This window comes from Burkholderia sp. LAS2 (assembly GCF_018417615.1).
Lineage (GTDB): Bacteria > Pseudomonadota > Gammaproteobacteria > Burkholderiales > Burkholderiaceae > Burkholderia > Burkholderia sola.
This window is the reverse complement of the sequence record NZ_CP071052.1, coordinates 3,509,190-3,529,880: the sequence shown is the minus strand read 5'-3', so window position 1 is coordinate 3,529,880 and position 20,691 is coordinate 3,509,190. Positions and strand designations below refer to the sequence as shown.

Annotated in this window: 18 protein-coding genes; 8 read left to right on the top strand and 10 right to left on the bottom strand. The window is 67.6% G+C overall.

The window, feature by feature from the left end; translation table 11 throughout:
• Positions 1 to 93: 93 nt before the first annotated feature.
• Genes JYG37_RS16350 through JYG37_RS16340 form a run of 3 tightly spaced genes read left to right on the top strand, consistent with a single transcriptional unit; the run spans position 94 to position 1,759 of the window.
• Positions 94 to 1,164, top strand: coding sequence for an AI-2E family transporter (locus JYG37_RS16350; protein ID WP_089489328.1), 1,071 nt, complete (start codon positions 94 to 96; stop codon positions 1,162 to 1,164).
• Entirely contained in the window at positions 1,152 to 1,337 is a 186-nt protein-coding gene (locus JYG37_RS16345; protein WP_213345596.1) for a hypothetical protein, read from the top strand. The genes JYG37_RS16350 and JYG37_RS16345 overlap by 13 nt, the downstream gene beginning before the upstream one ends.
• Before the next feature lie 47 nt (positions 1,338 to 1,384).
• The gene (locus JYG37_RS16340) at positions 1,385 to 1,759 is read left to right on the top strand and encodes a hypothetical protein (RefSeq protein WP_089489329.1); all 375 of its coding nucleotides are present in this window, start codon (positions 1,385 to 1,387) and stop codon (positions 1,757 to 1,759) included.
• Positions 1,760 to 1,798: 39 nt separating this feature from the next.
• Here the strand turns inward: JYG37_RS16340 and JYG37_RS16335 are convergent, their stop codons facing one another.
• Positions 1,799 to 2,593 (bottom strand): SDR family NAD(P)-dependent oxidoreductase, encoded by a 795-nt coding sequence (locus JYG37_RS16335; protein WP_213345594.1) that lies wholly within the window; start codon positions 2,591 to 2,593, stop codon positions 1,799 to 1,801.
• A 160-nt stretch (positions 2,594 to 2,753) separates the two neighbouring features.
• Between JYG37_RS16335 and JYG37_RS16330 the strand changes: the two genes are divergently transcribed.
• Entirely contained in the window at positions 2,754 to 3,599 is an 846-nt protein-coding gene (locus JYG37_RS16330) for a helix-turn-helix transcriptional regulator (RefSeq protein ID WP_204384246.1), read from the top strand.
• A 12-nt stretch (positions 3,600 to 3,611) separates the two neighbouring features.
• Here the strand turns inward: JYG37_RS16330 and JYG37_RS16325 are convergent, their stop codons facing one another.
• From JYG37_RS16325 to nthA, 4 genes are all read right to left on the bottom strand, one after another.
• Positions 3,612 to 4,199 (bottom strand): LysE family translocator, encoded by a 588-nt coding sequence (locus JYG37_RS16325; protein ID WP_050010964.1) that lies wholly within the window; start codon positions 4,197 to 4,199, stop codon positions 3,612 to 3,614.
• Between the two features lie 187 nt (positions 4,200 to 4,386).
• Positions 4,387 to 5,649 (bottom strand): GTP-binding protein, encoded by a 1,263-nt coding sequence (locus tag JYG37_RS16320; protein ID WP_050010965.1) that lies wholly within the window; start codon positions 5,647 to 5,649, stop codon positions 4,387 to 4,389.
• Positions 5,646 to 6,299: a nitrile hydratase subunit beta gene (nthB, locus tag JYG37_RS16315; protein ID WP_209925266.1), complete on the bottom strand. Its 654-nt coding sequence runs from the start codon at positions 6,297 to 6,299 to the stop codon at positions 5,646 to 5,648. The genes JYG37_RS16320 and nthB overlap by 4 nt, the downstream gene beginning before the upstream one ends.
• Positions 6,300 to 6,345: 46 nt before the next feature.
• Entirely contained in the window at positions 6,346 to 6,945 is a 600-nt protein-coding gene (gene nthA / locus JYG37_RS16310) for a nitrile hydratase subunit alpha (protein ID WP_050010967.1), read from the bottom strand.
• Between the two features lie 511 nt (positions 6,946 to 7,456).
• Between nthA and JYG37_RS16305 the strand changes: the two genes are divergently transcribed.
• The 4 genes from JYG37_RS16305 (at position 7,457) to JYG37_RS16290 (ending at position 12,275) form a co-directional block, all read left to right on the top strand.
• The gene (locus JYG37_RS16305; protein WP_050010968.1) at positions 7,457 to 8,353 is read left to right on the top strand and encodes a transporter; all 897 of its coding nucleotides are present in this window, start codon (positions 7,457 to 7,459) and stop codon (positions 8,351 to 8,353) included.
• 95 nt (positions 8,354 to 8,448) lie between these two features.
• Positions 8,449 to 9,507, top strand: coding sequence for an aliphatic aldoxime dehydratase (oxdA, locus tag JYG37_RS16300; protein ID WP_213346103.1), 1,059 nt, complete (start codon positions 8,449 to 8,451; stop codon positions 9,505 to 9,507).
• A gap of 55 nt (positions 9,508 to 9,562) precedes the next feature.
• Entirely contained in the window at positions 9,563 to 11,089 is a 1,527-nt protein-coding gene (locus JYG37_RS16295; RefSeq protein ID WP_069616484.1) for an amidase, read from the top strand.
• 142 nt (positions 11,090 to 11,231) lie between these two features.
• A complete protein-coding gene (locus tag JYG37_RS16290) occupies positions 11,232 to 12,275 on the top strand; it encodes an AraC-like ligand-binding domain-containing protein (RefSeq protein WP_050010971.1) in 1,044 nt (347 codons plus the stop codon).
• A gap of 84 nt (positions 12,276 to 12,359) precedes the next feature.
• On the opposite strand, the gene JYG37_RS16285 is transcribed toward JYG37_RS16290, so the two are convergent.
• Genes JYG37_RS16285 through JYG37_RS16265 form a run of 5 tightly spaced genes read right to left on the bottom strand, consistent with a single transcriptional unit; the run spans position 12,360 to position 20,592 of the window.
• Positions 12,360 to 13,835, bottom strand: a complete 1,476-nt coding sequence (locus tag JYG37_RS16285) for a heavy metal sensor histidine kinase (protein ID WP_050010972.1) — start codon at positions 13,833 to 13,835, stop codon at positions 12,360 to 12,362.
• Complete coding sequence (locus tag JYG37_RS16280; protein ID WP_050010973.1) at positions 13,832 to 14,527, bottom strand: heavy metal response regulator transcription factor; 696 nt, start codon at positions 14,525 to 14,527, stop codon at positions 13,832 to 13,834. The genes JYG37_RS16285 and JYG37_RS16280 overlap by 4 nt, the downstream gene beginning before the upstream one ends.
• Positions 14,528 to 14,560: 33 nt before the next feature.
• Positions 14,561 to 16,072, bottom strand: coding sequence for an efflux transporter outer membrane subunit (locus tag JYG37_RS16275; protein WP_213346102.1), 1,512 nt, complete (start codon positions 16,070 to 16,072; stop codon positions 14,561 to 14,563).
• 5 nt (positions 16,073 to 16,077) lie between these two features.
• The gene (locus tag JYG37_RS16270) at positions 16,078 to 17,307 is read right to left on the bottom strand and encodes an efflux RND transporter periplasmic adaptor subunit (protein ID WP_050010974.1); all 1,230 of its coding nucleotides are present in this window, start codon (positions 17,305 to 17,307) and stop codon (positions 16,078 to 16,080) included.
• Positions 17,308 to 17,343: 36 nt separating this feature from the next.
• The gene (locus tag JYG37_RS16265) at positions 17,344 to 20,592 is read right to left on the bottom strand and encodes an efflux RND transporter permease subunit (protein WP_213345593.1); all 3,249 of its coding nucleotides are present in this window, start codon (positions 20,590 to 20,592) and stop codon (positions 17,344 to 17,346) included.
• Positions 20,593 to 20,691: the final 99 nt, after the last annotated feature.

Sequence of the window (20,691 nt, the reverse complement as noted above, 5' to 3'; positions counted from 1 at the left end):
CGTGCCGCCGATCCGGCGCCGATGGATAGAATGGCGGTTCGTCCGGGCGATTGCCTGGGCGAGCCGCCATTTTTTCATTTCGACAGAGGTGCCATGGGCGCACATGTCCCGTCGTCTTCCGATTCCGCCGCGCGGCCGCGTGCCCAGCAGGTCGCCCGCATCGCGCTGTATGCGGCGCTGCTGGTGCTCGCGCTGTGGGTGATCCGCGACTTCCTTCCCGCCATCGCATGGGCGTGCGTGATCGCCATCGCGATGTGGCCGCTGCTGAAGTGCTTCGAATCGCACCGGCTGTTCCGCAATCGGCCGACGCTGATCGCGACCGTCATCACGGCGGCGATCTCGCTGCTCGTCGTGCTGCCGGTGGCGGTCGCGACGACCCAGGCGATCGCGCAGGCGCACGACCTGCGCGAGTGGCTGCACACGATCCAGGACAACGGCATCCCGCTGCCGGACGTGATCGGCCGGTTGCCGTACGGCGCCGCGCAGATCACCGAATGGTGGCAGGCCAATCTCGGCCATCCGCTGCATGCGGCCACCGCGATGCACGGCGTCAATAGCGAGAAATTCATCGCGTTCGGCCGGCAATTCGGCACGAAGCTCGCGCACGTGCTGCTCGAATTCGGTTTCATGCTCGTCACGCTGTTCGTGATCCTGCGCGCCGGCCACAAGCTGTCGGGCGCGTTGCTGCAGGGCGCGCGACGTGCGTTCGGGCGTAACGGCGCGGAACTGATCGAGCGCATGGTCGCGGCCGTGTACGGCACGGTGACGGGGCTCGTCGTCGTCGGGCTCGGCGAGGGCGCGCTGCTCGGCATCGCCTACGCGCTCGCGGGCGTGCCGCACGCGGCGCTGCTCGGGCTCGTCACGGCCGTCGCCGCGATGCTGCCGTTCTGCGCGCCGGTCGTGTTCTGCGGCGCGGCGCTCTGGCTGTTCGTGCAGGGGGCGACCATGTGGGCCGTCGCGATCGCGGCGCTCGGGTTCATCGTCGTGTTCGTCGCCGAGCATTTCGTGCGGCCGGTGCTGATCGGCGGTTCGACGCGGCTGCCGTTCCTGCTCGTGCTGTTCGGCATCCTCGGCGGCGCCGAGACGTTCGGCCTGATCGGGCTGTTCGTCGGCCCCGCGCTGATGACGGTGCTGACGATGCTGTGGGCCGAATGGATCGCCTGATCGCGCATGCCGTTGCACCGGTTCGAGACGACGGTGCGGCGGCGCGGATGCGCATGCGCGCGCGCCGGCTGCAACGATTGATGACGATTCAGCCGGCGCGAAGGCCTGCAAACGCAGGGATTCGGATAAAGATCTCTACATTTCTTTTCGATCCGGACCCAAAGGTCGAGTAGCATGGGGTTTTCGATCACGCCGGTATGGCGCAGCAGATTTCCCGAGCATGCGATTGATTCCGATGGCCCGTCCCGCAGCGACGCTGTCCCTGGCCGCCAGTTGCCTGATGTTGCATGGCTGTGCGTGGTTCGACTCGTGGCTGCCGTTCTCGTATTCGCGCACGCCGCTTGCACGGGCCGCGTCGCGGCACGGCGCGACGCGCGCCGACGTCGTCCGCGTCGCCGGCAACCCGCGCAGCGTCTGGATGGTCCGTAACGGCGGCGGCGTCTGCTACAACTACTTTATCGAGCACGGCAACGATCACCGCGCGTACTTCGTCGTGTTCGACAAGGCCGGCGTCGTCACGCAGTCCGGCTTCGATACCTGCATGGACGCCGATCGCAAGGGCACGCTCCAGTCCGGCAAGCGCGCGTCGCGCTAGGGCGGCGGCCACGCGCGGCGCGAGCGCGTCATCCGGCCGTCACGCTATCGTGTCGACCACGCCGCCGTCGACGCGCAATGCCGCGCCGGTCGTGGCCGACGCCTGCGGCGAGCATACGTACACGACCAGGTTCGCGACTTCCTCCGTCGTCGCCGGCCGCTGGATGATCGAGCTCGCGCGTTCGCTGCGCACGAACTCCACGGCAATGTCGTCGATGCTGCGGCCCGTTTCGTCAGCCTGCGCCTTCAGCATCTCGCGCACGCCTTGCGACATCGTCGGCCCCGGCAGCACCGAATTGACGGTCACGCGGGTGCCGGCCGCGAGCTTCGCGAGGCCGCGCGCGATCGACAACTGCGCGGTTTTCGTGAACCCGTAATGAATCATGTCGACGGGGATGTTCAGGCCCGATTCCGACGAAATGAACACGATGCGCCCGGCATTGCGTTCGATCATCCCTTTGAGGTAATGCCGCGCGAGCCGCACGCCGGACATCACGTTGATCTGGAAAAAATGTTCCCATTCGGCGTCGTCGATGTCGAAGAACGCCTTCAGGCCGTAGATGCCCGCGTTGTTGACGAGAATGTCGGCGTTCGGCGTGTGCTGCGTGACGCGCGCGACGCCGGCCGCGTCGGACAGGTCGGCGGCGACGCCGTCGAAGCTTGCGCCGGGCACGGCGTCGCGCAGTTTCCCGAGCGCGGACTGCACCGACGTGTCGCTGCGGCCGTTGACGACGACGTGCGCGCCGGCGCGCGCGAGGCCTTCGGCGATCGCGAAGCCGATGCCGGCGGTGGAAGCGGTGACGACCGCGGTCTTGCCTTTCAGATCGATCTGCATGTGTGTACCGGTGGGAAGAGGACGCGGAACCCGCCGCGTCTGCCGCGGCGGCCGAATTCAAAGCTTAGGCGATCCAGCCGCGAAGCGTCGGCTCGCTGTTGCGCGGCGCCGCACAGTCTTGTACGGTGAGCGTTCGCCGTTCGAACCGGGAGCCCGCCGCGTGAGCCGTACCGCCAACCGATCCGCCGTACCGTCGCCGTTCTGGCGCGATACCGCGCTGCCGTTCATCGAGGCGCGCACCGTCGACGACGGGCGCGCGATCTGCTACGCGAAGCACACGCACGACACGTTTTCGGTGGGCGCGATCGTCGGCGGCACGAGCACGTACGTGAACGGCGCGACGCACGCACACGTCGGGCGCGGCGTGCTCGTGATCATCGATCCGGAGCAGGTGCACGCATGCAATCCGTACGGTGCCGATGCGTGGGCGTACCGGATGGTCTATGTCGACGTGCCGTGGCTCGCGCGGCTGCAACATTCGCTGGGCCGCGATCCGAACCGCGATTTTCACGGGTTTTCGCCGAAGTTGACCGAGCGCGGCGATCTGTTCGCGCAATTTGGCGGCTTCTACCGCACGCTGGTGTCGCCCGCCACCGATGCGCTCGGCAAGGAGAGCGCGGCGGTCGAATTCTTCACGGCGCTGCACGGCGCGCTCGACCGCGAACTGCCCGACCCACGGCCCGGAGACGACAACGCCAAGCTCGCGCGCGCGGCCGACTACATCGCCGCCCATTGCCGCGAGGCCATCACGCTCGATGCGATCTGCGCGGCGGCCGACCTGTCGCCGTCGTACCTGATCCGCGCGTTCAATGCGCGTTACGGGATGACGCCGCATGCGTTCCTGATCGATCGGCGCGTGCAGTACGGCCGCACCGAGTTGCGCCGCGGCCGGCCGATCGCCGAAGTCGCGCTCGACGCCGGCTTCGCGGACCAGGCGCATTTCCAGCGCGCCTTTCGGCGGATCGCGGCCGCGACGCCGGGGCAGTACCGCAGCGCGAGGCGCTGAACGCAACGGTGTCTACACGTCGAGCAGAAACAGCGCGCTGCCCGCGAGCAGCAGCGCCATCAGCCGGTTGAACACGCGCATGCGCCGCGCGTTCGCGAGCCGGTGCCGCAGCGACGCGCCCGCATAACCCCAGCATGCGATCGACGCGAAGCAGATCACCAGATACAGCGCGGCGAACTGCCAGACCTGCGCGCGGTCGCCGTCGGCCGCATACGCGCCCATCGCGGCCACGCACGCGAGCCACGCCTTCGGATTGAGCCACTGCATCGCCGCGCCGGCCGCCGCCGACGGGCCGGCCACGTCCGGATCGGCCGCGAGCCGGCCGTCGTCGAGCGCGAGCCGCAGCGCCAGGTAAAGCAGGAACGCGATCCCCGACCACTGCGTGGCCGTCGTCAGTGCGGGCCAGCGCGCGAGCGCCGCGTGCAGGCCGAGGCCGATCAGCAGGAACAGCGCGACGAAGCCTAGCGTGGCGCCGGCCGCGTAGCGCAGGCTCGCGCCGAGGCCATGGCGCGCGCCCGCGCTGAGCGCGACGATGTTGACGGGACCGGGGGTGATCGACGAGGCGAGCGCGAACGCGGCCATCGAAACCAGCATGCTCATCAGGTGTCTCCATGCGACATGTTGAAAGTCGCATCGAGACTACGGGCGCGGCGTCGGCCCGTATTGAAGAAAACTGCCCTCGGCGGTGCTGCCGGGATTCACGTCGTGCTGAACCGCGCGCAGCGCTCACGGGCCGACCGAAAGCGATAGGGCGCAGGCGTTGCGGCCGAAGCCATCCAGTCTCACTTCACGGATGGGCAGTAGTCGCGAGCGCGTCGAACGCGTCGGCTTCCGGAAGCCGGCGCCACGACTCCGGGCCTGCGTCGATTTCTTCGACCGTCAGCAGACACGCATCGAGTTCCCGCTGCAACTGGACGTGATCGATCGACTGACCGATGAACACGATTTCCTGCCGGCAATCGCCTGTCGGCTCTTCCCATTTTTTCAGCACACCGTCGCGACGATAGTCGTCGTGCGGCCAGTCCGACGGGGGCGTAAACCGCCACCATCGGCCAACGTAGCCCCACTGGAACGCGTCGCCGGCCTGCACGAGCATGGCGGTTTCGGCATAGCGGTGCGCAGCCCACACATATCCCTTGCAGCGAAGCAGCCGGCCGTTGGTCCAGGGGCGACGCAGCCACGCGAGCAGGCGCGCCGGATGAAACGGCGCACGTTCGCGATAGACCCACGATGCGATTCCGTATGTATCCGATTCCGACGGGCGCTCGTCGGCCTGCATGCGTTGCATCCATCCCGGAGATTCGACGAGTGCCGGTAGATCGAAGCGCCGCGTATCGAGGACGTCCGACGGATCGATCCCGCCGTGCTGCATCGGCAGGATTCGCGCGGACGGATTCAGCGATGCAAGGACTGCGCGCAGCCTGTCGAAACCCGCGTCGCCGATCCGGTCGAGTCGGCTCACGAGGATCACGTTCGCATATTCGACTTGTTCGATCAGCAGGTCCGACAGCGTGCGCGGTGGACCGGTGCCGCTGCCGTTCGCGAGCGGGGCGTCGCGCGTGACCGGTTCGACCGACGCGATCATGTCCTCGAACGTCTCGCCGTTGACCACCGTGACGAGCGTGTCCAGCCGCGCGAGTTCGCTGAGGCTGAAACCGTCCCGATCGAGAAACGCGAACGTCTCCGCAACCGGCATCGGCTCCGAGATGCCGGTCGACTCGATCAGCAGATAATCGAAGCGATGCTGCCGCGCAAGCGTGCTGATCTGCTCGAGCAAATCGGCGCGCAGCGTACAGCAGATGCAACCGTTGCTCATTTCGACCAGTTCGTCCTCGCCTCGATGCAGCTCGACGTTGCGCCGCACGTCGTCGGCGTCAACGTTGACTTCGCTCATGTCGTTGACGATCACGGCGACCTTCAGGCCGGCGCGATTGCGCAGGATATGGTTCAGCACCGTCGTCTTCCCGGCACCGAGGAAGCCGGACAGCACCGTGACCGGAATCCTCGGCGCCGGGGCGGCCGACACTTGTCGATTGTCCGGCGTCGTCATGCGCTCTGCCCGGACGCGCGATCCAGGTAGCCTTCGAACAGGTCGACCACGACATAGCCGTCGTCGGCGGCGTCACCCCACAGATTCTTCACGCGGAACTCGACATGATAGGTCGGCTGATGCGCGGCGCCGGTGTCGCCGTGGCCGATCGCGTCCGGGAACGGCCACGATTCGGTTGTCCGGTGCAACACGACGCCCGTCTTGCCGCGAACGTAGCCCGGCGCGCGGATGTGTCCGCTGACGTATTCGTCGCGAACGACGACGCGATCGCCGACCTCGAACCGCGTCGACTCGGCCGGGGCTGCCCGGCCGCCGGCGCGCGGCGGGTTCGCGAGCCGGAAAGGCGAACCGAGCGCGCGGTCGAGTTCATCCTGCGTGAGCACGCCGGTTTCGACGAGCAATGTCGCGGTCGCGATCACGTAGCGCTCGTAGTAGCGCGTGCCGACGTGCTGGCGCACGTCGATGCGCTCGACTGCGTGACGTACCTCGTCGACGCTGAATTTTTTCAGTGGGTCCACCCCGACGAACATCAGGCTGTACGCGAGATGCTCCCAGTCTTCCTTGAAGACCGGTTTGTAGCCGAGACTGTTGATCGTATGCGGCACCGGGCCGAAACCCTGGAATCCGCCGAGGTCGTGAAAGCCGTCCATATGTGATCTCCGAGATGTGAAAGTCGAGCGCGAAACGCGGTGCGAGTCAGTGCGCGCGCGGTAGCGCAACGCCGATCAGCACGTCCTTCGTGACGAGCGCGCGCAGTTGTTCCTCGGTCATGTGCTCGCTGCCGGCCGGCCGCACGGGCAGCACGAGATAGCGGCTTTCGGCGGTCGTGTCCCAGACCTTCACGACGACGTCGTCGGGCAGGTCGGTGCCGAGTTCCCGCAGCACCGTGCGCCCTTCGCGGACGAGCCGCGCACGATATTCGAAGCCCTTGTACCACTCGGGCGGCAGCCCGAGCACCGGCCAGTTCGTGCATGAGCACAGGCTGCAGACGATCACGTTCTTCAGCGTCGGGGTGTCCTCGAGCGCGACGATGTATTCGCCCTGCGGGCCGGTGTAGCCGAACTGCGCGCACGCGGCCGTGCCGTCCTTCAGCAGAAGTTCGCGAAATGCCGGGTCGACCCACGCACGCGCGACGATGCGCGCGCCGTTGGCCGGATCCCAGGTCGTGGACATCAGCTCGGTCAGGTTTTCGATATAGCCGTCGGGAATCAGGTTCTTCTCTTTCATCACGCGAAACAGCGCCCAGGCGCGTTCGCCGGGCGTCGACGCTGTTTCCTCGGAAGCAATCGGGTTCATCGTGGGGGCTCCTTGTCGTGGTTCGGGTCGACCGCCGCCACGACGTTGCGACTGGCGTGGCGGGGATGGGCGCGTCGTGTCGGTCACGCTCGATGAGCAGGGTAAGAAGAGAAAAAGCGCGGTTCTTTGCCGGCACGGATCGGAAACTATGCCGAGACGGCCCCGTGGCGCGGCGGGCGCCTACGCGCAACGGATGCCCGGCGATGCGCGGCATCTACAGCGCGTCCGGCATGAAACGGCGGCCGCCCGCGCACGTTTCGCGACCGCTGCGGGGCGCCGGCCGCGGAGGCCCGCCACAGCCAATTTCTTGTTCCGCCGGAAAACAGAAATGCGGATTTTGCCTTTCTATTCTCACCCTCAAGCGACGGCCGTTCGATGTCGCGAATCGTCGGCACTCGCCCGAGTACCGGCGGAATAACAGTCAGCCAGCACCCGCGATTCCACCGTCCGGCAACGGTTTCCGTTCGTCGTACGTCGAGCGTGGCGGTGTCTGCGCATCCAGGTGAGGAGCATGATGGACAACGTCAAAAGAATGAAGCTGAAGCGAATCGCGCGCTGGATCGGCCTGTCGCTGATGGTCGTCGCATCGCATTACGCGGGCGCGGTCGAGGTCGATCCCGGCGACTACGAGCAGTATCCGGTGGGCGCGACGATAGGCGTGCTGTACTACAACTATTCGGCGACGAACGCGTACTACGCGAATGGCCAGCGGACGTCGGATTTCGACCTGCAGTCCAATGTCGGCATCGCCCGCCTGCTGCATGTGTTCCAGCTCACCGACAGGCTCACGATCGATCCGCAGGTACTGCTGCCGTTCGGTCACATCAGCAGCTTCGGCAACGCAGGCGCGCTTGGCAGTACGAACGGCGTCGGCGACGTGATCCTGACCGCGCCGTTGAAATTCCGCCTGAACGAAGCGAAGGACGTCGTCGCCGCGACGGTCTACGTCTACGCGCCGACCGGGAGTTACGACCAGAACCGGGGCCTCAATCTCGGTGCCAACCGCTGGTCGCTCGATTTCCAGGCCGCCTACGTCAAGCACTTTTCGCCGCAGTGGGCACTCGATCTCGTCGGCGACGCGATCTGGTACGGCAACAACACGTCGTACGGCGCGAACGGTGCGACGCTGCATCAGCGGATGAGCTACAGCGCCCAGGCGATGGTGCGTTACATGCCCGATCCGGGCACGTCGCTCGGGGTCGGCATCACCCAGTTCTGGGGCGGTGAAACGAGCGTCGGCGGCGCGGACAACGACGACGCGCTTCGCACCACGCGCCTGCGGATCACCGCGGCGAAGTTCGTGACGAAGGCCGACCAGGTGCAAATCCAGCTCGGCACCGATCTGAGCGTGCGTAACGGCCCGAAAAACAGTGTGCTCGCCGGCCTGCGTTACGCGCACATCTTCTGACGATCCGCATGCGCCGGGATATGGCCGGCGCATGGCGTTTCGCGTCCCCACGTCGAACCTTCGACACCCGATTTCCTTTTCCAGAGAGGTCACGCATGGAATCCGCCATCGACAAACACCTGATCTGCCCGCGGACGCTGTCGCGCCGCGTCGCCGACGATTACCAGCCGCCGTTCCCGATGTACGTCGCCCGGGCCGCCGAAGATCTGAGCCAGGTCGTGATGGGCTACTTCGGCGTCCAGTATCGCGGCGCCGACAAGCGCGCGGCGGCGCTGGCCGCGTTGCGCCGGATCGTCGCCGATTTCGGTGCGCAGGACGGTCCGAACTCCTTCGACCTGACGCAACACACCGATGACCAGGGCTACGAGAATCTGATTGCCGTCGGCTACTGGCGCGATCCGGCCGCGTATGCACGCTGGATCGCGTCGCCGGCACTCGTCGAATGGTGGGCCTCCGACGCACGCCTCGCGGACGGGATCGGCTACTTCCGGGAAATCGTCGCGCCACGCGCCGAGCAGTTCGAGACGCTTTACGCATTTACGAGCGATTTCCCCGGCGTCGGCGCGATCATGGACGGCGTCAGCGGCGAGATCGAGGAGCACGGTTACTGGGGATCGATGCGTGACCGGTTCCCGATCTCGCAGACGGACTGGATGCGCGCGGACGGCGAATTGCGCATCGTCGAGGGTGATCCGGCTCGCGGCGGCCGTGTGGTCGTACTGGCGCACGACAACATCGCGCTGATTCGGTCCGGTCAGGACTGGCGCGCGGCGGAGAGTGACGAGCGCCAACTGTATCTGGAGGAGATCGAGCCGACGCTGCGCAGCGGAATGGAATTCCTGCGCGACAACGGCAAGGACGTCGGCTGCTACAGCAATCGCTACGTGCGTTCGATCGATCTCGACGGCAACGTGCTCGACGAAAGTTACAACATCGGCCACTGGCGCTCGCTCGACCGCCTCGAGCGCTGGGCCGAATCCCATCCGACGCACCTGCGGATCTTCGTCACGTTCTTCCGCGTCGTCACCGGGCTGTCGAAACTGCGGCTGTATCACGAGGTTTCCGTTTTCGACGCAAGGCATCAGGTCTACGAATACGTGAACTGTCATCCGCGCACCGGGCTGATGCGCGACGCCGTCGCCGTCGCGCGCTGAATCCCGCCGGCGCCGCCCAGGCTCGCGGCGCCGCTTACCGAACTGGAGAACGTCGATGGCCATCAAACGCCCGACCCGCGAACAACTGTCCGACATTGCAGCCGGCTTCGGCTTTCATGTCGATTCCCGCCAACTCGCCGAATACGACGATGCGCTGCAGGCGAACTTCGACGCGTACGACGCGATCGACGCGCTGCCCGACCATCTGCCCGTCGTCGCGTATCCGCGCACGCCCGGCTACCGCCCCGAAGGCGACGAGAACCGTTACGGCGCGTGGGCGCGCAAGAGCACGATCCACGGTGCCGCCGACGGCAAGCTGCGCGGCAAGACGGTGGCCGTGAAAGACAACATCTGCGTCGCCGGCGTGCCGATGCGCAATGGCGCAAGCACGTTCGAGGGCTACGTGCCCGATATCGATGCGACCGTCGTCACGCGGGTGCTCGACGCCGGCGCGACGATCGCCGGCAAGGCGACCTGCGAGTACTACTGCTTTTCCGGCGGCTCGCACACGAGCGCGTCGGGGCCGGTGCACAATCCGCGCAAGGCCGGATATTCGTCAGGCGGCTCGTCGTCCGGCAGCGGTGCGCTGGTCGCGAGCGGCGAGGTCGACATGGCGCTCGGCGGCGACCAGGGCGGCTCGGTGAGAATCCCGTCCGCCTATTGCGGCATCTACGGGATGAAACCGACGCATGGGCTCGTGCCGTACACCGGCGCGATGCCGATCGAGGCGACCGTCGATCATCTCGGGCCGATGACGGGCAGCGTGCTCGACAACGCGCTGCTGCTCGACGTCATCGCGGGCGACGACGGGCTCGATCCGCGCCAGCGGATGTTGCCGCCGCGCGCCGATTATCTCGGCGCGATCCGCGACGGCATCGCGGGCCTGCGGATCGGCATTCTGCGCGAGGCGTTCGGGCTCGCGAATTCGGAGAGCGTGGTCGACGAGGCCGTGCGGGTCGCCGCGCTCCGGTTGCGCAAGCTGGGCGCGAGCGTCGACGAAGTGTCGGTGCCGCTGCATGCGGCCGGCACCGCGATCTGGCTGCCGATTGCGGCCGAGGGGGCGACGCAGCAGATGATGAAGGGCAACAGCCACGGCTTCAACTGGGGCGGCCTGTACGTGACCGGCATGATCGATCATCACGCGGGCTGGCGCGAGCGTGCGGACGAGTTGCCGGATACCGTGAAGGTGACGATGCTGCTCGGCGAATATTTCACGAGCCGGTATCGCGGGCGCTACTACGCGAAGTGCCAGAACCTCGCGCGACGCTTGCGAGCGGATTACGACGCGGCGCTGCAATCGTATGACGTATTGCTGATGCCGACCGTCCCGATGCGCGCGTCGGAACTGCCGAAGCCCGGCTGTGCGATGTCCGAGTCGTTGACGCGCGCGTTCGAGATGCTCGCGAATACCGCGCCGTTCGATGTGTCCGGGCATCCGGCCATGTCGCTGCCGTGCGGGGTGGCCGACGATCTGCCGATCGGGCTGCAACTGGTCGGGCGCCGCTTCGACGAGGCGACGCTCTACCGCTGCGCCTATGCGTATGAACAGTCTTCCGACTGGCGTCAGACGACGTTCGCGTGACATGCGGCGCGGCAGCGCATCGCCGCCGCGCCGCATGTCGGTCCGACCGGCAATCCGGCTTGCACGGTTGCCGATTGGACAATGCGCTTTTGAACGGGCACGCTACCGGCTGCATGTTGGCTAAACGATGTGGGGCACGACCATGACGATGCGTCCTTTTCCGCGCGCCGCGAGCGGCGACGCGCCCGGCCCGGCGGCCGACGACAGCACGCCGGACGAATGGACGAATTCGGTGATCGAGGTGGCGACCGACGGCTCGGTCAGCCAGCGTATCGAGTTTTGGCGCGAGACGATTCTGCGTTTGTTCGCGGACGTGCAGATCGCGGCCGTGCAGAAAGCCGATTTCTTCGGCCAAGTGCGGCAGCGCAAATGCGAAAAGATGCGGATCTCGGAAATCTACGCCAGCGAGCAGGCCGTGATCCGGCGCTATCGCCAGGCGCGCAGCGAATATGAGGACAAGTATTTCGGCGTGTTGATGCTCGAGGGCAGCCAGTCGGTCGAGCAGGACGGCAAGATCGTCACGCTGCATCCCGGGGATTTCGCGATCTACGACGCGACCCGGCCTCACCACCTGCAGTTCGGCCAGTCGTGGCGCGAGATCGTCGTCAGCATTCCGCGCGCGACGCTGAACCAGCTCGTCGTCGGGATGGAGCACCGCACGGCATGCCCGACGCATACCGGGCAGGGCGTCGGCAGCGTCATGCGTGCGTTTCTCGAGCAGATGTCGTCGCAGATCGGCAGCGTGACCGAGGACGAGATGCGGCAGTTGTCGGATACCGCGATCTCGCTGATCGCGATGACGCTCGGGGGCATGCAGCGCAACGACCTCGCGCAATCGAGGATGAAGACGTTGACGCTGACGCGCGTGAAGCGGCATCTGCTCGAGCAGCTGCACGATCCGGAGCTGAGCCCGATGATGATCGAGCGGTCGATCGGGATTTCGTCGCGGTACATCAACAAGTTGTTCGAGGCCGAAAACACGTCGCTGATGCGTTACGTATTGAACCTGCGACTCGAGCGGTGCGCGCAGGATCTCGCGAATCCGCAATGCGCGGTGCTGCGCGTGTCCGACATCGCGTTGCGCTGGGGATTCAACGACATGTCGCATTTCAGTCGCGTGTTTCGCGAGCGGTTCGCGATGTCGCCGCGGGCGTGGCGCGACCAGGGCGGCAAGTCGCGCGCGTAACGCGTCGTCCTGGGCCGCGTTCGCGACAGGCAAGCGCCGACCGGAAGCGGCGGGGCGTCGACGGCGCGGCCGCCGCGGCCGCCGTCAATGCAACGCGCGCGGCACGTGCGCCGGGTGAGCGCCGCTCGGATCAGCGGAATCGGTGGAATCGGCCGGGCCAGCGGCGTCGGCCGCGCGCAGCGGCCCGCCCGACCACGGTTGCGTCGACACCGAAAAACCGAACGTATTGACGCCGCCCGAGCACGCGACGAACACGCCGCCGCCGTGCATCTCGGCCACGGCCTTGACGATCGACAGCCCGAGCCCGTGGTTTTCCTTGCTGTTCGCGCGCGCTTCCTCGAGCCGGTAGAAACGCTCGAACACGTGCGCGCGCTGCACCGGATCGATCGGCTCGCCGGGGTTCGACACGGTCATCTCGACGAGCGCGTCGCGGCGCGCGATCGTCACGTTCAGCGTCGCGCCCGGCGCCGAATGCTGGATCGCGTTGATCAGCAGGTTCGTCATCGCGCGGCGGAACAGCGACGGATCGACGGCCGCGCGCGCATCGCCGTGCAGTTCGGCGCGCAACTGCGCCTCGTCGAGCGGGATTTCGAGGAAGTCGAGCATGCGCCGCACCTCGTCGGCGAGCGACACGTCCTTCAGGTCGGTCGCGCGTTCGCCGCGGTCGCTGCGCGACAGGAACAGCATGTCGTTGATGATCACGCGCAGCCGCTCGAATTCCTCGAGATTCGACTGCAGCGTCTGGCGCATCCGGTCGACCGAGCGGTCGCGGCTCGTCAGCGCGACCTGGGTCTGGCCGATCAGGATGCTGATCGGCGTGCGCAGCTCGTGCGCGACGTCCGCGTTGAACGCTTCGAGCCGCGCGTAGGTTTGCTGGATGCGTTCGAGCGCGCCGTTGAACGACGTCGCGAGATCGCGCAGCTCGGTCGGCAGCGCGTCGGTGTGCAACCGCTGGCGGCGGTTGGTCGCGCTCACGCTCGCCGCGTCCTGCGACAGCCGGTCGAGCGGCGCGAGCCCGAAGCGCGCGACCGCGCGGCTCAGCAGCAGCGTGATGACGGTGGCCGTCGCGATCAGCGCGGCCAGCGTCCACACGAAACGGCGCAGCATCCGCTGCGTGCGCTCGCACGACGACGCGACGATCAGCTTCACGTCCGGGCGCTCGCCGCTGCCCGCGATCGCGACGGTCTTCGTCATCACGTTGTAGCTGCTGTTGTTGAGCGCGTACTGCTGGAACGCACCGAATGGCTTGCCGTCGGGCACACCGTCGACGGGATGACCGAAGCGGAAAGCGGCGTCGGGGCTGTCGACCTGATAGCGCGTCGACCCGTCGGGCGGTTCGAGGTCGGCGAGCTTTTCCTGCATCACGCGGCCGCGCGCGGCCGTGGTCGCATGCGACACGATCATCTGCGCGACCTTCGCGCGCGTGTCGATCGTCGCGCGCAGCTCGGCGAGCAACTGGCGCTCCATCATCACGAACAGCCCGCAGCCGACCAGCGTGAACACGAGCAGCGACACGATGCCGAACATCGCCGACAGGCGCAGGGCGATCGAGCGTTTCATGCGTGTCGCTCCACGTCGCCGTCCTCGCGCGCCTCGAGCACGTAGCCCATCCCGCGGATCGTGTGCAGCAGCTTGTCCGCGAACGGGCCGTCGAGCTTCGCGCGCAGGCGCTTGATCGCCGTCTCGACGACGTTCGCGTTGCTGTCGAAGTTCACGTCCCACACGAGTTCGGCGATGGTCGTTTTCGACAGCACCTCGCCGCTGCGCCGCGCGAGCACGCCGAGCAGCTGGAATTCCTGCGCGGTCAGGTCGAGCCGCGCGCCGTCGCGAGTCGCGCGGCGGCCGATCAGGTCGACGCGCAGGTCGCCGATCGAGATCAGCGTCGATTCCTGCACGCGCGCGCGGCGCGTCAGCGCGCGCAGCCGTTCGATCAGTTCGAGGAACGAGAACGGCTTGGTCAGGTAGTCGTCGGCGCCGCCGCGCAAGCCCCGCACGCGGTCGTCGACACGATCGCGCGCGGTCAGCATGATCACCGGCGTCTGCTTCTGCGCGCGCAACGCGCGCAGCACGCCGAAGCCGTCGAGCTTCGGCAGCATCACGTCGAGCACGACCACGTCGTAGTCGAATTCGACAGCTTTCCACGCACCGTCCTCGCCGTCGAGCGCGGTGTCGACGACCCAGCCTTCCTCGGTCAGACCGCTTTTCAGGTATTCGACGACTTTCGGTTCGTCCTCGACGATCAGCACTTTCATGTTCGTTGTCCGCGTAACCGGGTTAAGGGCGGCTCAAGGCCCGACGCTCGCGCCGCGCGGCGGGGCCGCCGACGCGACGTCGGACGGCGCGGGGCCGTTAGACGCATCGCCGTCCCAGCCGCCGCCGAGCGCCTTCGCGAGAAACACGACGAGCGCCGCGCGCTGGCCCTGGATCTGCACGGCCTGGCGCTCGCTCGTCAGCAGTTGCTGCTGGGCCGTCAGCACGTCGATGAACGGCGTCAGGCCGCCCGCGTAGCGGTCCTGCGCGAGCGACACGAGCTTGCGCGCGTCGTCGACGGCCGCCGACGCCTGCTGCGCGGCGTCGGCAAGGACCGACAGGCCCGTGACCGCATTTTGCACCTCCTGGAACGCGGTGAGCACGGTCTGCCGGTAGCTGGCCTGCGCGGCGACGTAGCCGGCCTGCGCGAAATCGACGCCGGCCTTCAGCTTGCCGCCCTCGAACAGCGGCTGGCTGAGCGACCCGCCGACCGACCACAGCAGCGCCGGCACGGTGAACAGGCCCGCGAAGCGCGTCGCGTCCCAGCCGATGTCCGGCGACAGCGTGATGCGCGGGAAATACGCGGCGCGCGCGACGCCGATCTGCGCGTTCGCGGCGGCCATCGCGCGCTCGGCCGACGCGACGTCGGGGCGCCGCTGCAGCAGGTCGCTCGGCATGCCGGTCGGCAGCGCGGGCGCGTTGATCGGCACCACGCGCGGCGGCAGCGAGAACGCGGGGGCCGGCGTGCCGACCAGCGTCGCGATCGCGGTTTCGACCTGCGCGCGCTGCTGAATCAGCAACTGCGCCTGCGTGCGCGTCGCGTCGAGCTGCGCGCGCTGCTGCAACAGGTCGAGACCCGACACCGCGCCGAGGTCGTGGCGCGCGCTCACGTAGTCGAGCGCCTTTTGTTGCAGTTCGATCGAACGCCTGACGACGTCGATCTCGGTGTCGAGCTCGCGCAGCGCGAAATAGCTCGACGCCAGATCGGCGCCGAGTACGAGGCGCGCGTTCGCGAAATCGTCGCGCGCCTGCTCGGAGCTGGCCTGCGCGGCTTCGACGTTGCGCCGCACGCGGCCGAACAGGTCGAGTTCGTAGCTGACCGCCGCGCCGACCTGGATCTCGTTCTGCACGGTCGACATGCTCTTCGTCGCGTAGTTGGTCTGCGGCCGGTCGGCGGAGATCTTGAAGCGCTGGCCGCTCGCGTTCAGCCCGACGGCCGGATACTGTGCGGATGCGACCGACGCGAGCGTCGCCTTCGCCTGGTCGTAGCGCGCGGCGACCGCCTTCAGGTTCTGGTTATTGCGCAGCGCATCGGCTTCCAGCGCGTCGAGCTGGGCGTCGCCGAACGCGGTCCACCAGGCCGGATCGAGCGGCGCGCGGGCCGGCGCGGCCGGCTGCCAGTATGCGTCGGCCGGATCGAGCCGCCACGCGGCCGGCGTGTCGACGGCCGGGCGCCGGTAATCCGGGCCGACCGTGCAGCCGGCGAGCACCGCCGCCGCGACGATCGCGACGGCGCCAATCGCGGCCGGGTGCACGCGCGTGCGTATCGCACTCACGACTTCGCTCCCGCGACGGCCGAGGCCGGCTGCGCCGCCGGCGCCTGCACGACGACCGCGTCGCCGGTCGCGAGCGCGTCGCTCGGGTTCGCGACGAGGCGATCGTTCGGCGTGATCGGCCCGTCGACTTCGAGCGTCTGCCCGATCGTGCGCACGACCGTCACCTGTTTCAGCCGGACCTTGCCGTTCGCATCGACGGTCGCGACCGTCGGGCCTTCGGCGCGGAACAGCAGCGTATTGGCCGGCACCTGCAGGCGGCCGACCGGCGTCATCGGCAGCGTCGCCTGCACGTACGCGCCGGGCAGCAGCCGCCCGTCCGGGTTCGGCAGCGTGATCTCGATCTGCAGCGAACGCGTGGCGACGTCGATCGCCTGCGACGTGCGCGTGATCGTGCCGTCGAAGGTCCGCCCCGGCAGCTCGGCCTGCGCGACGCTCACGTGCTGGCCGACCTTGATCTGCTGTGCATACGCCTGCGGCACCTGCACGTACAGGCGCAGCCGGTCGGCCTGCACGACCGTGAACAGCGAGCGGCCGGCGTTGCCGGAATTGACGAGATCGCCGACGTCGACGTTGCGCTGCGTGACGATCCCGTCGATCGGCGCGACGATCCGCTGGAAGCCCTTCAACTCGGTGAGGCGGCGCATGTTCGCGTCGGCCGCGGCGAGATTCGCGGTGCCCTGGTTGAACGCGCCTTGCCGGTCGTCGAGTTCCTGCTGAGACACGGCATCGCGCTGGCGCAGCTGCTGCGCGCGGTCGAACGACGTCTTCGCGAGCGCGAGCGACGCTTGCGCCTGCTGGCGTTGCGCGGTGGCCTGCGCGAGTTCCTGGTTCAGCTCCGGCGTGTCGAGTTCGGCGAGCGTTTGCCCCTGCTTCACGTGCGCGCCGATGTCGGCCTGCCAGCGCAGCACGTAGCCGCTGGCACGCGCATAGATCGGCGCCTCGACGAAGCCGCGCAGCGTGCCGGGCAGCGTCAGCTTGCCGCCGGTGGCCGCGTCTACCGGATGCACGACGCTCACGTACTGGCGCGTGTTCTGCTCGGCGACCGCGTCGAGGCGATGCCGGTTCAGCACGTTGACGACGAGGGTGCGCGCGGCGCCGGCGGCCAGCAGCACGCCGATCACGATCACGACGATCCGGCCGCGTCGCGACACCGACGCGCGCGCCGGCAGGTGCATGCCGTGTTCGTCCACCTGGATGCCGACGGCGCTGTGATGTTTCTCTTCCATGAATTCAACCAGTTCAACCGGGTAGTGGGGCGAAAGTCAGTGACCGGCCTGGCGCGCGCGTCGCCGGGCCAGTCGCGCATGCACGCCGCCGAACACGAGCGGCACGAACAGCAACGTCGAAACGGTCGCGAACAGCAGCCCGCCGATCACCGCGCGGCCGAGCGGCGCGTTCTGCTCGGCGCCTTCGCCGAGACCGAGCGCCATCGGCACCATCCCGATGATCATCGCGAGCGCCGTCATCAGCACCGGACGGATCCGTGTCGCGCCGGCTTCGAGCGCGGCCGTGAGCGGCGGCGCGCCGGCCGCGAGGCGCTGGCGCGCGAACGACACGACGAGAATGCTGTTCGCGGTCGCGACGCCGACCGTCATGATCGCGCCCGTCAGCGCGGGCACGCTCAGGTGCGTGCCGGTGACGAACAGCATCCAAGCGATGCCGGCGAGCGCGGCCGGCATCGCGCTGATGATGATCAGCGGGTCGAGCCACGACTGGAAATTGACGACGATCAGCAGGTAGACGAGCACGATCGCCATCGCGACGCCCGCGCCGAGGCCGACATACGACGTGCGCATCGTCTCGATCTGGCCGCGCATCGTGAGGTCGGTGCCGCGCGGCAGCGTCGCGCGCGCGTCGGCCACGATGCGGTCGATCTCGCCCGCGACCGCGCCGAGATCGCGGCCCTCGACGCTCACGTACACGTCGATCGCCGGGCGAATGTTGTAGTGCGTGATCACGGCCGGGTTCACGGTGCTGCGCACCTGCACCAGGTTGCCGAGCAGTTGCAGCGGCATGCCCGTGCGGCCGCTGGCGGAGATCGGCGTGCCGAGCAGGTCGTCGACCGACGACAGGTTGTATTGCGGGGTCTGGATCTGCAGCGGGTACTGGACGCCGGTGCGCGGGTTGATCCAGAACGACGGCGTCGTCTGCGAACTCCCCGACAGCGAGATCAGCATGTTCTGCGCGACGTTCTGCGCGGAGAGATTGAGCTGCTGCATGCGCGTACGGTCCATGTCGGCCAGCAGGGTCGGTTCGTCGTTGCGTTGCAGCACGTGTACGTCGACGGCGCCGGGGATTTGCCTGATCTTTTTCATCAGGCTGCTCGCAATGGTCATGTTACTCGCGAGATCGTTGCCGAGCACCTGCACGTCGATCGCGGCCGGCTGCCCGAAGTTGAGGATCTGCGTGATGATGTCCGACGGCTGGAAGAAGAACTCGACGCCCGGGAAGCGTTGCGGCAGCAGCGTGCGCAGCGTCTCGACGTAGTGCGCGGTCGCGCGGTGGCCGGGCTTCAGCGCGATCAGCAGCTCGCCGTCGAGCGTGCCGATCGTGCCGGCGTTGCTGTACGACAGGTTGATGCCGCTCACCGGCAGCCCGAGGTTGTCGACGATCGCGCCGAGCTCGTCGGGCGGCACGGTTTCGCGGATCACGCGCTCGACCTGGTCGGCGAGCCGCGCGGTTTCCTCGATCCGGTAACCGGTCGGCGCACGCACGTGCAGCCGGAGGTTGCCGGAATCGGCGTTCGGGAAGAAGTCGCGGCCGAGCACGAACACGAGGCCCGTCGACAGCACGCAGAAGGCGAGGAAGCACAGCGCGTAGAAGCGGCGGCGCACGAGCAGGATGCTGAGCAGCACGATGTACCACGCGCGCAGCCGTTCGAACGCATGGTTGAACGCGTGATGGATGCGCGCGAAGCGCGACGTCGAAGCGGCGGGGCCGGTGCTCGCCTGCTGCGGGCGGAACAGCAGCATCGCGAGCGTCGGCACCAGCGTGCGCGACAGCACGTACGACGCGAGCATCGCGAACACGACGGCTTCCGCGAGCGGCACGAACAGGAAGCGCGCGACGCTGGTCAGGAAGAACATCGGCACGAACACGATGCAGATGCACAGCGTCGACACGAGCGCGGGCACCGCGATTTCGCCTGCGCCTTCGAGAATCGCTTCGTGCAGGTCGGTACTGAACGACGACCCCCACGCTCCCTCCGGTCGCTGCCCCCCGAGGGGGCTGCTCGGCACGCTTGGGGCGGCCCGGCGCGTACCGAGATGCAAATGCCGCTCGATGTTCTCGATCGTGACGGTCGCATCGTCGACGAGAATGCCGACCGCGAGCGCAAGCCCGCCCAGCGTCATGATGTTGATGGTCTCGCCGAGCGCGGACAGCGCGATCAGCGACGTGAAGATCGACAGCGGGATCGAGATCGCGATGATCAGCGTGCTGCGCCAGTTGCCGAGGAACAGCAGGATCATCATCGCGGTCAGCACGGCGGCGATCAGCGCCTCGTGGATCACGCCCTGGACGGCCGCGTTGACGAACACCGACTGGTCGAACAGCGGCGTGATCGTGAGCCCCTCGGGCAGCGTCGGGATCACCTTCGGCAGCAGCGCCTTCAGGTCCGACACGACCTTGAGCGTCGACGCGTCGCCGCTTTTCAGGATCGAGATCAGCACGCCGCGCTGGCCGTTCTGGCGCACGACGTTGGTCTGCGGCGCGAAGCCGTCGCGCACCGCCGCGACCTCGCGCAGGTAGGTCGTCGCGCCGTTGATCGTCTGGACCGGCAGGTTGCTGATGTCGGCGACCGTATCGGCCGACGCGTTCGTGTCGATCCGGTATTCGGTCTGTCCCATCTTCGCTGTGCCGGTCGGCAGCACGAGGTTCTGCGCATTGACCGCGTTGACGATGTCGGCCGGCGTGAGGCCCTTCGCTTGCAGCGCCTGCGGATCGAGGTCGATCGCGACCACGCGCGTGCGGCCACCGTACGGAAACGGAATCTGCACGCCCGGCACCGTGATCAGCTGCGGGCGCAGGAAGTTGAGCGCGATGTCGGCGAGCGACTGTTCGCTGAGCGTCTTGCTCGACAGCCCGAGCTGGATCACCGGAATGCTCGACGCGGAATAGGTGATCACGAGCGGCGGCGTCGCGCCCTGCGGCATCTGCCGCACGATCGCCTGCGCGGACGACACCGTCTGCGCGATCGCCGTCTGCACGTTCGCGCCCGGTTGCAGGAACACCTTCACGACCGCGATGCCGGGCAGCGACGTCGATTCGACGTGCTGGATGTTGTTGACGGTCGTCGTCAGGATCCGTTCATGGACGGACGTGATGCGATTCGTCATCTCCGTCGCGGAGAAGCCGCTGTAATTCCAGATCACGCTGATCACGGGGATGTTGATCGCGGGCAGCACGTCGACCGGTGTGCGCATCAGCGCAAGCGGGGTGGCCAGCACGATCATGATGGCCATCACGATGAACGTGTAGGGGCGCCTGAGCGCGAGATTGACGATCCACATGGAGGCAGCGGGGCAGGCGGTGATCGGGCGTCGGTGAAGGGAACCCGAATGATAGGCGTCGGCCCGCAACGGGTTACTGTCGCGAAACTGGCGGAATGG